At 48.5% G+C, this 15519-nt stretch carries 11 protein-coding genes; 1 reads left to right on the top strand and 10 read right to left on the bottom strand.

Annotation, left to right across the window (positions count from 1 at the left end; translation table 11 throughout):
• The first annotated feature begins 113 nt into the window (after positions 1–113).
• Positions 114–1574 (top strand): glycoside hydrolase family 130 protein, encoded by a 1461-nt coding sequence (locus tag J0A67_RS00300; RefSeq protein ID WP_206567276.1) that lies wholly within the window; start codon positions 114–116, stop codon positions 1572–1574.
• A 31-nt stretch (positions 1575–1605) separates the two neighbouring features.
• On the opposite strand, the gene J0A67_RS00295 is transcribed toward J0A67_RS00300, so the two are convergent.
• The 10 genes from J0A67_RS00295 to J0A67_RS00250 form a co-directional block, all read right to left on the bottom strand.
• Complete coding sequence (locus tag J0A67_RS00295; RefSeq protein ID WP_206567275.1) at positions 1606–2379, bottom strand: hypothetical protein; 774 nt, start codon at positions 2377–2379, stop codon at positions 1606–1608.
• A gap of 78 nt (positions 2380–2457) precedes the next feature.
• Positions 2458–3468 (bottom strand): bile acid:sodium symporter family protein, encoded by a 1011-nt coding sequence (locus J0A67_RS00290; RefSeq protein ID WP_206568593.1) that lies wholly within the window; start codon positions 3466–3468, stop codon positions 2458–2460.
• Positions 3469–3622: 154 nt separating this feature from the next.
• Positions 3623–5110: a mandelate racemase/muconate lactonizing enzyme family protein gene (locus tag J0A67_RS00285; RefSeq protein ID WP_206567274.1), complete on the bottom strand. Its 1488-nt coding sequence runs from the start codon at positions 5108–5110 to the stop codon at positions 3623–3625.
• A 53-nt stretch (positions 5111–5163) separates the two neighbouring features.
• The gene (locus tag J0A67_RS00280; RefSeq protein ID WP_206567273.1) at positions 5164–6114 is read right to left on the bottom strand and encodes an RraA family protein; all 951 of its coding nucleotides are present in this window, start codon (positions 6112–6114) and stop codon (positions 5164–5166) included.
• Between the two features lie 57 nt (positions 6115–6171).
• Positions 6172–7434 (bottom strand): mandelate racemase/muconate lactonizing enzyme family protein, encoded by a 1263-nt coding sequence (locus J0A67_RS00275; RefSeq protein WP_206567272.1) that lies wholly within the window; start codon positions 7432–7434, stop codon positions 6172–6174.
• 30 nt (positions 7435–7464) lie between these two features.
• A complete protein-coding gene (locus J0A67_RS00270; RefSeq protein ID WP_206567271.1) occupies positions 7465–8397 on the bottom strand; it encodes an RraA family protein in 933 nt (310 codons plus the stop codon).
• 54 nt (positions 8398–8451) lie between these two features.
• The gene (locus tag J0A67_RS00265; protein ID WP_206567270.1) at positions 8452–9966 is read right to left on the bottom strand and encodes a SusD/RagB family nutrient-binding outer membrane lipoprotein; all 1515 of its coding nucleotides are present in this window, start codon (positions 9964–9966) and stop codon (positions 8452–8454) included.
• A gap of 101 nt (positions 9967–10067) precedes the next feature.
• Positions 10068–13181 (bottom strand): SusC/RagA family TonB-linked outer membrane protein, encoded by a 3114-nt coding sequence (locus J0A67_RS00260; RefSeq protein WP_438839587.1) that lies wholly within the window; start codon positions 13179–13181, stop codon positions 10068–10070.
• A gap of 465 nt (positions 13182–13646) precedes the next feature.
• Positions 13647–14663, bottom strand: coding sequence for a FecR family protein (locus J0A67_RS22990; protein WP_206567269.1), 1017 nt, complete (start codon positions 14661–14663; stop codon positions 13647–13649).
• Positions 14664–14746: 83 nt separating this feature from the next.
• Positions 14747–15319 (bottom strand): RNA polymerase sigma factor, encoded by a 573-nt coding sequence (locus tag J0A67_RS00250; RefSeq protein ID WP_206567268.1) that lies wholly within the window; start codon positions 15317–15319, stop codon positions 14747–14749.
• Positions 15320–15519: the final 200 nt, after the last annotated feature.

Genomic DNA, 15519 nt, shown 5'->3' with positions numbered 1-15519 from the left:
CTAATCGGATTGGCTGCCGAGCTGACCATTTTCCAGGCAGCAAGAAAAAAAATGGACTTGTTCCAAAAATCCCAGGATGTAATAATCAACTCACCAAAACAAAACTATCACCCATGCCAACTAAAAAACCCTTGGTAAAAAGAAACCGAACCAAGATCATCCGAAACTCCTCCAGGGTAATCACTCGAGCGCATATTCCGGAGATAGCTCGCATTCCAAAAATCATCGCCAGAGTAGCCAACCTTTCGGAAGAAAAAGCCGACGAAATACTCCACTCGGTTAACGGCAACTTCATTACAAGACACAAAAACATTGAGGCGGTTTTTAGAGAAAATTACGACAAGATCTCCAGGTACATCACGAAAGAGCCTCAGCTAAGCACCACGAAACAACTTCTGATCGGAGCGTTTTTCACCATGGAGTATTCCATCGAATCCGCAGCGTTATTTAATCCTTCGATGGTGCCACATCCCGATCAGTCGGGCCTAGCAAGTGGGGCCCTGAGATTCATCATGAGTCTAAGAGCTACCGGAGAAGGTCATATCTCTTCAATTGTATTCCGAAGCGGTGTACTCAGAGAAGACTGCAGCTTCTTGATCGATCCGGTCAGCGAATATTTGGAAACTCCCACAATCCGGCACGACCAGTCCTATGACACGCATTTGTTTCAGACTAAATTGAAAAGCATGAAAATTCATGGTGATACCATTGACCGGGTTTTCAAAAAATTGCCGGCCCAATTCACCTTCGATGAGTTAAGAACCAGGATTTCATCCCTTCAGTTAAAAAATAAGGAGGGAATAGACAAGGAAATCTTGCAAAACATCAATTGGCTGGCTGACTCCAATTATTTTATCCGGTTCGACTCCCGAAACGATATTTCCGAGCGGGTGATTTTCCCGCTTTCAGAAAATGAAAACAGAGGAATCGAAGATGCCCGATTTGTCAGATTTATAGAAGAAGACAAAGAACCAATCTACTATGCCACCTATACCGCTTACAACGGCATCCGCATCCTTCCCCAACTGCTGGTGACCTCCGATTTCCTGAACTTTGACATCCTCACACTCAACGGAAAAGCTGTTCAAAACAAAGGAATGGCACTTTTCCCCAGAAAAATTGATGGGAAATATGTGATGCTGTCCCGTCAGGACGGTGAAAACAATTACATCATGTTTTCCGACAACATGCATTTCTGGGACACAGCAAAAATGATTCAGGAGCCTGAGTTGCCCTGGGAGTTTTTTCAGATTGGCAATTGCGGCTCGCCGATCGAGTTAAAAGAAGGCTGGCTGGTTTTGACCCACGGCGTTGGGGCTATGAGGCAATATTCAATTGGAGCAGTGCTGCTGGATCTGAAAGATCCCTCGAAGATGATCGCTCGGCTGGAAGAACCCCTGCTCACCCCCAACGAGGAAGAGCGGGAGGGATATGTCCCAAATGTGGTGTATTCCTGTGGCGGACTGATCCACCAAGACACCCTAATCATCCCCTATGCTATGTCGGACATCAGCTCGGGGATTTCTTCAGTAAAATTGAATGAGCTAATAGCCAGCATGGTACCCTACAACTAAAAATCCTTAATCCTCCAAGACCGTCAAAACTTCATTCTTTCTTCCGGAATTTCTCTTCCAAAACGCCGATGGGCAAAACAGCACCTACCGACCAAGTAATGCCCTCCCACTTTCTCGAAATTTCCCTTGGCGGCGCATCTTCCAAAGCCACCGTGTACTGCCTGTTGGTACCCAGAGCGAAAAAATGACCTACTTCAAGATTTAGAAAGCTCGAATTGAACATGCGGATTTTGGAATGAACTCCGGTTTTAAAGAAAAAAGGACTTTTAGTCTCCGACGAAAGTGAATACTTAAGTTCTTCATCTTCACCGCGTATAGACCCAGCTCGTGAATCATCGTCTTTCAGAAAAATCAAGGAGCAATTGCTGGTGAGAAAAGCCCCCAAACGGATATTCTCCTTTTCTCCGGTTGGAATGTCGTAGCGAAAGGTAAAGGGCAGCACCAAAGCGGCCAAGTCAGAATTCATCACATATTCCTCTCTTTCCCAAATCGGAAAGTAAACCGCACTGGACGTGTGGTGATATAAAGAAAGACCCGATTCCAAGGACAAATTACCTTTTCTATACCCAACCCCCATTCCATAGTACAAGGTTAGATCCTGCAAACCCGAAAAAAGCGGATCTGGATTTTGACCATACCGCATGCCAAATTGAGGCTGCAAAAATAAGCCATCGTCATCGCTCAGCTTTCGATAGGTATCCTTTCTCTCAAGCCGTGAAGCTTTCTTGAGTGCGTTGGTCTGGACTTGGGAAAAAGCGGTTGAAGAAATGATGAAAAAAACCAAAAATAGGAAATGTTTATTCATAGGAAGGAATTGGAAATGGAAAAACCACTTCTATAACTAAACTCCGAATTGTTTTATTGTAACCGTTATAAAAAATAGTTATCGTTCTTTTGGCTCCTTCTTATGCCAATAAGAGGCCAGTATCGAACCCGAAATATTCATAACCGGACCAAATACTGCTGCTGCCAGGCCAACGGTTGCGATCTTTCCCATCTCTTTGGCGATTCCAGACGCCAATCCAGCATTTTGCATCCCCACTTCGATGGCAACGGTACGACAGTCTTTCTCACTCATCCTGAACAACCTGGCAAACCAATATCCGATCGCGTAGCCGGAAAAGTTATGGATCAACACCAGCCCGATCAAAAGCAAGCCGATGTCGAGTAAGGCATCTCTACCCGCAGCCGTGATTACGACGATGATCAACCCGATCCCGATCATGGATACAAGTGGCATGGCTTTATCCAGCCAACCTGATTTGCCTCTGAATATTTTGTTGAAAATCAAGCCAGCGCCGATGGGAATGATGATCATCTTGAAGATGTCCCACATCATTTTCACCAAATCAATCTCGATAAATTCTCCCGCCAGCATTTTCATCAAAAAAGGGGTCATCAGCGGTGCCAGCATCGTCGTCACGGCGGTCAATGTGATCGAAAGCGCCAAATTCGCCTTCGCCAGATAGGTCATCACATTGCTGGCCAAGCCACTCGGCGAACTTCCGATCAAGACCAGTCCGGCGGCAATCTCGGGAGGAAGACCACTTAACCATGCGAGCGTAAGTCCCAGCACAGGCATGATCAAAAACTGGGCACCTACGCCAATCAAAACAGCCTGTGGTGTTTTGACCACTCCGGCAAAATCCCTGATGCTCATGGAAGTCCCCATTCCAAACATAATTACCTGAATCAAGGGAGTGATCAGATTGGAGAATTTGTATCCCTTATACTCCTGAAAAAATGCCGGATAAAACATGGCCATAGTCACCGCGGCTAAAATCATCAGCGAATAGGTCAGGCCTTTTAGGGACTCGTAGCCCCTACTCCCAATCCCCAGGAGGACAAAAAACAGGATGAGCAATGGTCCAACCCATGGGTTGAAATCACCCATCCAGGCAAGCAAAGCGAGTAATAAGACTAAGAAAGAGCTATAGAGAAAATACAAATAGGGCTTAGAATTCAAGACTGCGGTATTTTGGGTGGAAGAAAAGATAAATAATCTCCGCCGAAAAACAGGTGAATTCCGACGGAGAGTGAGCGATAAATCAACTATACGTACGGTCGTGGGAACGCTTCTCTGTCCACTCGTCGGTCGGCGCGAAATATGTCTTGTCCGTTTGGTGCAGGTGCTCTTTGACTACCTCTTCGTTCAGCTCAATACCAAGACCAGGTGCGTTGAGCGGCACGGGAGCATAGCCTTTGTCGATGAGCTTGTCTCCTCCTGTAGTGGTCACGAGACTTTCCCACCACGGCACATCCACCGAATGGTGTTCGAGCGAGAGGAAGTTTTGCGTCGCAGCCGCACAATGGACATTGGCCATAAAGGAAACCGGAGTTCCAGCTTGGTGCATCGCCATCGCAATTCCAAATTCCTCTGCGTAGTCTCCGATACGTTTGGTTTCAAGCAATCCTCCACTGGATGCCAAATCTGGGTGAACAATATCCACTGCACGGTTGTGGATCAAATCTTTAAAGCCATTCAACAAGAAGATATCCTCTCCGGTGAGATTTGGCGTATCCAGGGTGTCGGTAATGACCTTGTGTTGCTGCCACATTTGCCAGGGCACCATGTCTTCAAACCAAGCCAATCGGTATTTATCCAAAGCTTTACCCAATCGGATACAGTTATTCATGTCGATGTGACCATAGTGGTCAGTCGAAATCGGAACCTCATAGCCAACCATTTCGCGGACGTTGTGCACGATCTTTTCGAGCTCTTCCAGGCCTTTTTCCGTGATTTGTATTCCTGTGAACGGATGTGCCGTATTAGAATAAGACATGAATCCGCCCTGCCATTGACTGGATCCCCCATTGTTGAAAATCTCCGTGTTGACCAAACAGCCGGGAATATCTTTGATTTCATTGATGGAGACGTCCATTTTGAGCCAAGTGTATCCCTGATCTTCCATTCGGTACTTGATCTTTTGCTTTTGATCTTCCGGATCTCGCCCCTCGGGGGTATCCGCATAGAGTCTTACTTTATCACGATATCTTCCTCCTAAGAGCTGCCAAGCGGGGACATTATAGGCTTTGCCACAAAGATCCCAAAGGGCCATTTCAACCGCGCAAACGCCGCCTGCTTGTCTTGCCGGACCGCCAAACTGGCGAATGATTTTAAAAATTCTCTCCACGTTGCAGGGATTTTCTCCCATAATTCGGCTCTTCAGCATAAGTGCGTAGCGAGGGTCTGCCCCATCTCGAACTTCTCCAAGTCCATAAATCCCTTGATTGGTATCAATTCTGATAATGGCAGTCCTGCCCATGACTGCGGTGACGCAGTAGCGAAGGTCGGTGATCTTGAGATCCGCTGGGGCAGAGGCGCGCTTTACATTGCGGGTGGTCTCTGCCATCGTATCCTCAAAAGTGAGTCCAGTCAGAGCTGCCAAACTAAAGCCTCCCAGGGCAGTTTTCTTTAGAAAGTCCCTCCTATTAGCGCCGGTGAGCGGGTTTTCCATTTCCGCTTTTCGCTGTGCGGCATAGTGCTGCTCTTCCGCCCGCTGCTGGGCGATGATTTCTTGAAGTCTGTTTTTCATATGTCAGTTGTTTTGGGTTTTTGTTTTTTGGAAAAAACGGGTGATAAGTCCAGCTACCAGTTTCTCTCTTTAAAGTAATTGTCCAACTCAGCCTTGGTCATCGGAAGCTTACCGGGGTAGTTTTCCAACCAATTCAAAAAATCCTTTTTGATCTCCTCAGTCCATTCTGAGTCGATTTGACCTGCGAGGTATTTCTTTTCCCGAAGTCGCTGATGACCAAACTCGTCCCGCAGCCCGGTGATTTCCGAGGTAATCACCAGGTCTTCGACCAAGTGGGCCGGGATAAAAATCACCCCATATTTCTTCGCCAACACCACGTCGCCTGGAAGTACCGTAGCTCTACCGATTCTGATGGGAGCATTGATCGAGGTCAGCATCATCTCCCGGATAAAAGAAGGATCTTGCCCCTTGTGCCAAGCGTTGAACCCTTTTATTTCCGACAGGCCCTCCTGATCCCTGACCGAACCATAAAAAATGACGCCCCTTTGGGACTTTGCATAGATGGAGTTGCCGAGGTTATCACCGATAAGCGTTCCGTCGGCAATTTTCCCATAGCCGTCCGCCACGTAGATATCCCCATTGGTCAGGATGTCAATCGGCCAGGAGTTGGTCCCTCCTTTGGGCGACCTCCCCTCTTTGTCCACACCTTGGGTTTTGATCTGGTTTTGGTAGTCGGGCCGCAAGGGCATGTATTGGGCGGTGACCACCCGGCCAGTCATAGCTTCCTCTGGCCAAATTAGCTGCCAGTCGCCTTCGTACTGGTTGTTGTAGCCTTTGTTGCGAAGTACTCCCCAGGCCTCCTCGATGGAGATGTTTTTTAGTCGCTCCAAGATAGAATCCGAAACTTTAGGCCGACCATCGGGGAATCGCTCCCCCTTCCATTCGGAAGTCAAGGCTTGGATAAATTCGGGGCTTGCCCCTACTTCCTGTGAAAAAGCCTGCGATGTCAGACCCAGGGTGAGACAGGCCAGGGTGAGCAAGCGAGTTGTTTTTTTTGAAATCATGGTTATTGGGTTATTGACAATTGGTTATTGATTTATTGATAATTGAGCATTGACTATTTATTCAAAAAAAGGAATTCCGGGTTGTGCGTATTTCTTCATCCCTTCCTCATTGATTTCGACACCTATGCCGGGCTTCTCGGAAAGCGTGATAAAGCTGTTTTCTGTCCTCGGCCCGTCGTAGGTCACGATATCCTGCCAAAGCTGATCTGTATCCATGTAAATCTGCCACTCCATGATCTGGAAATTGGGAACGGAAGCGCATACATGGCAGGATGCCATCGCTCCCAAGAAGGACGCGACCATGTGAGGAGAAAATGGCACGTAGTAAAGGTTGGACAAGTTCGCGATTCGCTGAGCCTCACCCAATCCGCCGGCCTTTTGCAAATCAGGCATGATGATATCGATGGCATTGTCGGCAAGCAATCGGGTAAATCCATAGGCCAAATAGATATTCTCACCTGCACAGATCGGAGTAGATGTCTCTTGGGTAATTTTCTTGTAGACATCGACGTTGTCTGCCGGAACTGGCTCCTCAAGCCACATCAGATTTAGAGGCTCGTACATTTTGGCCATCTTCAGTCCCGTGACCGCATCGTATCTACCGTGCATGTCCACGCAGATATCGATATTGGGTCCCACCGCTTCTCTCACGGCAGCAATGGAGTTGTACATTCGCTCGATTTCCATCGGGTTGGCAGTCCAATTGAACCGATCGTACTTATTTGGATCGCGGCCGTTGTCCACGTCAAATTTGACGGCATTGTAGCCTTTGCCCACGGCATTTTTTGCGGCCGCGGCATAGTCATCCGGGGTGGGATTAGTCGATGAATAAAGTGCTGTATCGCAGTAAACCCGAATTCTATCGCGGAACTTCCCTCCCAAAAGCTGGTAAACTGGGAGACCAAAAACCTTTCCGGTTAAGTCCCAAAGTGCTGTTTCGATCGCCGTCAAAACCGCCACGTAAACTCCAGACTGAGCTCCGCCGAAAAACGCGCCTTTACGAAGCTGCTCCGCCAGACGATTCGGGTTCAAAGGGCTTTGCCCTTTGATTTGATCACCCATCCTTTTCACCATGTAGTAGGTTCCCTGGATCGCATCTACCGCTTCGCCACATCCCCAGACATCCTGATTGGTGTAGATTTTAACGTACACTGCGCCACGAACATAACCGCACTTCACGTCAGTGATCTTGAGATCTGAAGGAGAGGATGCTTGGGGAGTTCTCTCCACCGCTGCCTCCAATCCGGATCCAAAAGTGCTCAAAAAGGCTGCTCCGGTCAGGCCAATGCTTTTTTGAAAAAACTCTCGTCTGTTTTTCATTTTTTGATTCATCAGAAGGTGGATTATGGGTTACCAGGTTCGGTTTTTTAGGAATTCTTGGATTTGCTCACGGGAAACTGGGAGCTCGTCGATGTGATCATTAAGCCATTTGGAAAAATCCCGCTCAATCTCATCGGACCAACGGGTATCAATCTGGCCAGCAGTGTATACCCCTTCTCTCAAGCGCTCGTGGCCAAACATATCCCGAAGGCGAACGATTTCGGAGGTTATTACTACTTTTTCAACCAAATGCGCAGGTATAAAAGATACTCCTCCATCTCTTCCCAGGACTACATCTCCAGCCATGACCGTCGCTTGGCGGATTTTAGTGGGATGATTGATGCCTACCAGCATGGTATTGAGATTGCCCTGCTGGTTGTGATGGGAAGGGTGATAGCTGGTGTAATAGGAGGTAAACCCACCGATCTCCTTAAGACCGGCGATATCTCTGACAGCTCCATCGTAGACGATTCCATTGCCGGATTTGGCAAAAATGGCATTCCCTACATTATCTCCGATCGTCGGTCCATTCACATGAATACCAAACTGATCGGCTACGTAGACATCACCTTTGACCAAAAGATCGACAGGCCAGGAGTTTTGCCCTTTTTTGCCTGCTGCTTTGCCCCGCTCATCGATCGCATTGTGGATGTCCGGTCTGCCAGGAAGGAAAGTCGCAGTCACCGCTCGGCCTATCAGGATGCTATCTGGGTTGATTACTTCCCAGCCATCGGCATATTGATAGAAGTATCCGGCATTTTTCATCACCGCCCAGGCTTCATCGTGGGTAACCAAGCGCATGCGTTTTAGCAATTCATCCGACACCTTAGGCCGCCCATCCTCGAATCGTTCTCCTGTCCATTCTCGGGTGAGATAGATAAGTTCCTCCTTGGATATCTGCTGCGCAAAGGACAAAAGAGAACAAGTCAGCAAATGCAAGCTGATAAGCAAAATTCTTTTCATAAAGCTGATTTTAATAACAGGAAAATGTGGCCCGGTTTATCCGGGCCACTTGTTCTATTTATGCCACCAGACTTTGGTCGCCAAATCGTCCGGTCCTTGTGCGGATATCGCGGCGCCGACGTTCTCCCCGTTCACGGATATTTCCGAATTCGGGTAAGTCAAGCGGTTAATAAATGGTACTTCACGGCCTGGAAATGGGTTTTCTTCCAAAACAGGAAAGCCACTTCTCCTAAAATTTGCAAATGCCTCGGGGCCATTCAAGAACGAGGAAATCCAATATTGAGTATTAATCTGCTCCAGTGCTCTGGCCGGGTCAAAAGGATTGGCGGCCAAATACTGGTCTATGGCTGCCTGGGGAATGGTTGAAGCAGGATCAATGGAACTGATCTGGTTCATGTGGGCGGCCACCGCATTTTCATAATACTCCTCCGCCGTTCCTGCAGTAATCCATCCCCGGACTCGAGCCTCGGCAAGCAGAAGGAGATTCTGTGAGGCGGTCACCAAGAAGCTGGGAGATTGTAGCTTGGTTATTCTCCTGCGATCCACTTGGCTAAACTCGTAAAAGCTGGCCAATCCTGCATCAGCCGCGGCTTTCACCGCACCTGCATTGTCGTTGCCCATTGGCATTCCCACTTGGATAGCTGGATCGAAACTGGCGTTTTCAGGAGTTTGTTCCGGTCCGGACTTTGCGCCAACGTATGTGACCGCTATGGCGCGCAGGCGCGGATCTCCCGTTGTCTTGAGATGGTTGACAAAAGGCTCTGCCAGAAAGAAGTTGGATGCCTCCGTAGAGTTGAGCATGAAGCCGATCGGGTTGGTATAGTTGGCATCATGAGCAATCAATGCATTGCCATCATTCGAAAGAATCACCCCAGGAGCCGCTTTGGTGACGACCTGTTGGGCAGTTGCGGGATCCACATTCACTAAACGCATGCCCGCCCTAAGAAGGAGTGAGTTTGCGTAGGCTTTCCACTGTGGAATATTGCCCTTGAAGAGGATGTCAGCCGTTTCTATTTTCCCCGTTAAGCTCAGTGCAGCCCCAGCCTCTTCCAGCTCTTGGATGATTCTGGGATAGATGCTTTCCTGCGTGTCATAGGAAGGGAAGAAAATCTGATCCGAGTAACCTCTTCCTGCCTCTGTAAAAGGAACGCTTCCGTACGAATCCGTCAGAATCATAAAGGCATGAGCCTGGACGATGCGTGCCATATTGTACACATTTGAATAGGCTGCATCATCTTTGGTCCTGTCGATAACGTCTCCGGTGTTCTTGATGACGTTCTGGTAATAATTTTGCCAGTTGACCTGCGTGGAAGCACGGTTGTCCTGGTTGTAGTTTGCTCCAGTGAGCACCCCGGAATTGGGAGAGATCACCTGCTGTACTACCCCCACTTCGTATATCACGGTTGCTGTAGGATAAGCCAGACCAAGCGATGCGGCATTCAGCTGGATGATGGGGTCGAGGGTCGTCGCCCTCACCTTGTTGGTATTGAGCTCGTCAAAGCCCTCGTCACAGGAACTGGCCAAAACGCAAAGCGTCAAGAAAGCCAGGTAGATATAGGTCTTTTTCATGTGTTTATTATTTGATTTTTTTAGGCCACATGGAATCTCGCATCGATTTTTTCCATCCCTGGCTAAGTCATCGGTAATGCTCGATTTCATGATAGATAGCGTTAGAATTTCACATTCAGGTTGAATCCAAGGCCCCTGGTAGTGGGCAAACCGGTAGATTCCATCCCGACTAGATTGTCTGAAGAGTAGCCAAACGACTCGGGATCGATGTTGTCAACCCATTTTTTGATCATGAGCACATTGTTGGCCACCAGTGAAAGCTTCACAGCCCGAAACGGCTGGTCTGCAGGCAGGTGCTTCGTAAAATCGTAGCTTAAGGTGATCTGACGAAGCTTCCAATAGCCAGCGTCATAGATGACCGGCTCGACAAGCGCCTGCGAGCGCACTACTTCCCAATAGGACTGTACTGGAGCCACTGCGGTATTGGTTTCGCCGGCTTCATTTACCCCGTCGCCTACTACCCCGCCTTCTCGGCCTTCAAGCGTCATCTTGTGGAGTCCGTGGCGGGTAGCGTTGAAGTTGGTACCGGAAAGCATCTTCCCTCCAAGTTTGAAGTCAATCAAGAACGATAGCGCGATGCCTTTGTAGTTGAAGGAGTTGTTCCATCCACCTATCCATTTTGGAAGCGCACTGCCAAAGTTGACAAGGTCAGGTGTGCGGATGGGAAGACCATTTGCAGCGAAGATCCTTCGGCCCTGCTCGTCGCGCTTGTAGCCAAATCCCGCGATTTGCGCCATTTCCATTCCCACGATCTGTCGAAGCTCGCCGTTGAACACGTGCGTACCTACCGTGATTCGCTCACCGGGAGTGTCCGTCAGTAGGCTCAATACCTCCGTGATATTGTAGGCGACGTTGAAGGTCGATTCCCAGACAAATTCATCGTTTTCAATTGGCACCAGCGTCAAAAGTGCTTCGATGCCTTTGTTGCTGCTTTGGCCACTATTGATGGAAGTGTTCAAATATCCGGAAGCGTCGGAAATCTGGGCGCTCACGATTTGGTCGGTGGTGATCTTGCGATAAGCGGCGACATCCAGGTTGACTCGGCTGTTGAGCATATTGAGCTCAAAGCCCACTTCAGTCTCCCCGATACGCATGGGACGCAGGTTGGGATTCGGGAGAGTTCCCCCCAGTGGCCCACCCACGGGCTGACCATTGAGTAGGTTGGCGTTTACATTATAAAACAAGACGTTGGAATAAGCACCCACATCTGAATCACTACCCACTTCAGCATAGGCCACACGCAGCTTTCCAAAATTGATCAAGCCACTTGAAACAGACTCGGTAAAAACCCAGCTGGCAGACACAGAAGGATAAAGGATGCTTCTATTGTCTTTGGAAAGGGTGGAAAACCAGTCGTTTCTTAAAGTACCATTCAAGAATAGTCTGTCTTTGAAGGAGACTTCAGCCGATCCATAAAGGGAATTAACCGCCCTTTCATTTAGATCGTAGATTGGATCTTTGGCTCTGCCATTCTGCACGGTGTATAGGTCTCTGATGACAAAGTCCGTGACCTGCACGCTGTTGAGATCAGATCTGCGCTGCATGTGGTTGCCACCAAAAGTAATGTTGGTTCCGAAGTCCCCGAAGGTTTTGTTGGCGGAAATGAGAAAGTCCGTGTTGATTTCCCGAAACCTTCTTGACTCTTGGGTGTAAATACCGTTGACAAATCCGGCAGGCGCTGGAGGTCGAGAAGCTTGTCCGGTAGGGAAATTATTGTAATCTTGGTCTCTGGACCAGTAGTCTTGACCTACACGGCCTTGGACGGAAAGCCAAGGAAGCAATTTGTATTTGACATAAACGTTGCCGAAAATCCGATCTCTTCGAATATTCTGAAACTGCTTGTCTAGGGTAAAATACGGGTTGGTCCGGTTTCTGAATCTAGAGTAGACGATTTCGTCACCGACCTCATTGTAGGCATTTTCCTTCAAGATCTCCAAAGGCATGGAATTCGCCATATTGTATAGCGCAACGGGAATGGTATTATCCTGCTGGCCGACATTGGGCGCATTCTCGTTTTCCTCCTGGGAGTAGTTGATATTCCCCCCAAAGCTAAACTTGGGCGTAAGGTCGTAGCTGAAGCCCAGGTTCAAGGTCTTTCTGTTGTAGGTATTGTTTGGCACAATGCCTTTGCTGTCCAGATTGGCGAAGGAAAGACTAAGTCCGCCCTTGTCTCCCGTGGAGGTCAAGGTGACGGAGTTGGTCACATTCTGACCATTGCGAAAAAAGTCGCCAATGATTCCCTTTTGAGGGACATAGGGCACTTCAATGCCATCATACAGGATATGCGTCATTCCAGGTTGGAATTTTTCCCCGAATGACCACTGACCGGAAGTTGGATTGGGCGAAGTAGGACGCACTCCCTGCTCCCCTTGGCCGTACTCATACTGGTAGTCCGTGAAGTCGAGCGGGGCCTCATTAGTGTAGTTGAGATTATAAGTCACGCCAATCCCCTTGGAATCGCCTTTGGTTTTGGTCGTGATCATGATGACACCATCCTTGGCTCTAGACCCGTAGAGGGCAGCGGCGGCGGCGCCTTTGAGGATGGTCATGGTTTCGACATCGTCCGGGTTGATACTGGAGAGGCCATCTCCCCCATCAGAGGTATTTCCTCCACCCCGTACACCAATCGAATTGTCGGAAGCGTTGTTTCCTGGATTTGTACCGAAGTTGGTGTTGTCAATGGGCACGCCATTGATAACTATCAGGGGGTTGTTTTGACCGGATATGGAAGATTGGCCTCGGATTCGGATTTTGGAAGTACCGCCCGGACCAGTTCCCAATGAAGAAATGTTCACCCCTGCCACTTTTCCCTGTAGAGCATTCATCAGGTTTGGAGTCCGGTTGATGGTCAGCTCATCGGACTTTACTTTTGAAGTGGCAAAACCTAGGCTCTTTGCGGATTTTTCTATACCCAGCGCGGTGACGATCACCTCTTCGAGATTACTTTCGTCCACTTGCATTGTGACGTCCACCACCGAGCGGTTCTGTACGGCGACTTCTTCGGAGACGTAGCCCACAAAGGAAAAAACCAACACGGCATTTCCGTCGGGGACGCTGATCGTATATTCTCCATTTGCGTTGGTCACAGCCCCTGTACTGGTGCCTTTTACCAGGATATTGACTCCTGGAAACCCATTGCCATTTTCGTCGAATACCTTGCCCGTGATTGTCACGTCAAAGCCGCGCGTCCGGTCCGAGCGACTGGAAACTGTCATACTTGAGTAGGTAGGGACTCCTGAAAAACCCGCAAGAGAGGCAGTCAATGGCGGAATAACACTTCCATCTGGCTTTGTTTTTTCTCCTTTCTTAGGGTAGATCACAAAAAAACTGTCACCAGCCTTTTCGTAGGTCAATCCTGAATTTTTCAACAGTTCATCGAGCCCTTCCTCCACCGTCCTGAATTTCTTCTTGGACGCCCGGACGGTCTTTTGGGCTACCAAATCGTCTTTAAAGGCGATCGAGACGTCAAATTGCCTTTCCAATAAGGTCAGGCCATCCTTAAGCATAAAACTTGGCACCACACTTTCCTCTGACTGAAACTTGTCAGAGGACGCCAGTACTTCCTTGTACTGGGCAAGCGCCCATTGGGCACCAGCTCCGTACAAACAGAGAATTAGTAAAAGCTTTTTCATAGGATAAATTGGGTTTTTGTTTTAACTGGTACGCTTTACTATCTATTTCTACTCGATATAGTAGACCGAATCGCGGTAGGCTACCTGGACATTAAACACCCTGGCCGTCAGCTGCATGAAGGAGGCTCCGTCAGAAAGTGGCATCGATCCAGATGCGCTTTGGGCCAGGTCTACGCCTGTCCCTACTTTCACTGTCATGCCGTAGTTTTCCTCAGCCATCCTGACCATCTCTGCCAGACTCGTGCTTTCCAATTGGAGAACCTTCCGAGTCCAAGAGACATAGGGCTCTGGATTCACTCGCTTTTTCTGGATCTTTTGCCGGTCATACTCCACCAGATCCCCTGGAGACATCAGAATCTTGGAGGGTTTGGGACTGTCTGTGAAGTTCATCGTCACATTCCCTTCGCTGAGGAGGACTTTGGTGTGATTTTTCCTGTGGTAGACGTTGAACCGGGTCCCCAACACCTCCACCTCCACTCCAGAAGCAGGATAGACTTTGAAAGGCTGGTGCCCCTCGAGATGCCGCACGTCAAAAAACGCCTCTCCTTCAACCCAAACCTCCCGGATTTCCATTGCATCCCAGTCCTTGGAGTAGGTTAAAATTGAATTGGCATTCAGCATGACCTCTGAGCTATCCGGTAGGATGATCGCAAGTGTCTCGCCGTTGCCGGTTTGATGGACAACTTTGCCTGGGCCTTGGTCCAGAAAGAAAAAGAGGGCAATGCAAGCTACAACAGCAAAACAAGCTGCAGCCGATGCAGGCCGGAAATGCCTAATCGCAGATTTCTTGACTACCAGTAGGGATTGGGGATGGATGTCTTGCTGGATCTTTTTCCACACTCCTTGGATATCCCCTTCACCCAGCTGAAAAGGAGGGGTATTTATTTCATGCAAAATCTTCCTAGCCTCTTTGATTTGGGACTGGCTCGCGGGATTCTCGGAAATCCATTTGCGCCAGTAGTCTTCAAGTGATTGGTCCGGACGCAAGACCCAATCCTGAAAAAGGGGATCTTCCAAAAATCTCTGGAGAGGATAGGAGGGTTCTGAATCTGAGAATCTGTCCACTTGAATTTGGCTTTGTACACTCTAGAGCAAACTCCAACCTCAAACTCACCATTTTTCCATCATTTTATTTTTGGAAGAGTAAACTAGCTGCGAAGCTTCTCCCTCAAGAGACAAATGGCTTTGGAGACGAGATTGTGCACCGCCTCCACCGAAATGCCCATTACCTCGGCTATCTGCCTACTCTCCATACCATTGTAAAACCTCAGCACCACTACCTCCCGCTGGCGGCGGGTCAGCTCACGCACGGCGTGTTGCACGAGTCTGGAAGTTTGAATCGCCTCTTCCTCCTCTATCCATTCGGCTTCTTTGGAGCTCTCAGGCTCCAGCATCTCCTCATCCCAAAAATCCGGATGCAGGTCTTTTTTCCGCTCAGAGATCCTCGCAAACAAAAGGTTACGATAAGACCGGAACAAGTAGGCCTTCACGAATACCACTTCAGAAAGCGAGTCCTTCTTTTGCCAAATCGAAGTAAAAAGCTCCTGTATGCAATCCTTAGCTAGGTCTTGGTCTGGAAAAAAATGCATCCCATAGTTATACAGGGGGTTGACAAACTTTTTGAACAGGGACGAGAAAGCGAGTTCATTTCCTCTTTTCAAACTTTCCCACAACGCCATATCTTCGGAAGCGACTGGTCCAGTCACTTTGTTAAAAAGCATTTTATTTGGGTGGTTTGCCATAATCCCAATTTTTACAACTGCCAAAAGTCCATTCAAGGTACATAATAGAGACAGCGATGTCAACTAGGAAAATTAGTCAAAATCAATAACAGACATTTGCCTAACCCTTTCAGCATCAAATGGATCGCCGGCTTTTAGCGATTACGGGGCTTGATCATCAAGCTGGGCAGGAAAGTTCA

The sequence above is a fragment of the Algoriphagus aestuariicola genome, assembly GCF_017254835.1.
In the GTDB taxonomy this organism is placed as follows: domain Bacteria; phylum Bacteroidota; class Bacteroidia; order Cytophagales; family Cyclobacteriaceae; genus Algoriphagus; species Algoriphagus aestuariicola.
The sequence above is the reverse complement of the archived record's forward strand: the minus strand, read 5'-3'. Positions and strand labels throughout refer to the sequence as shown.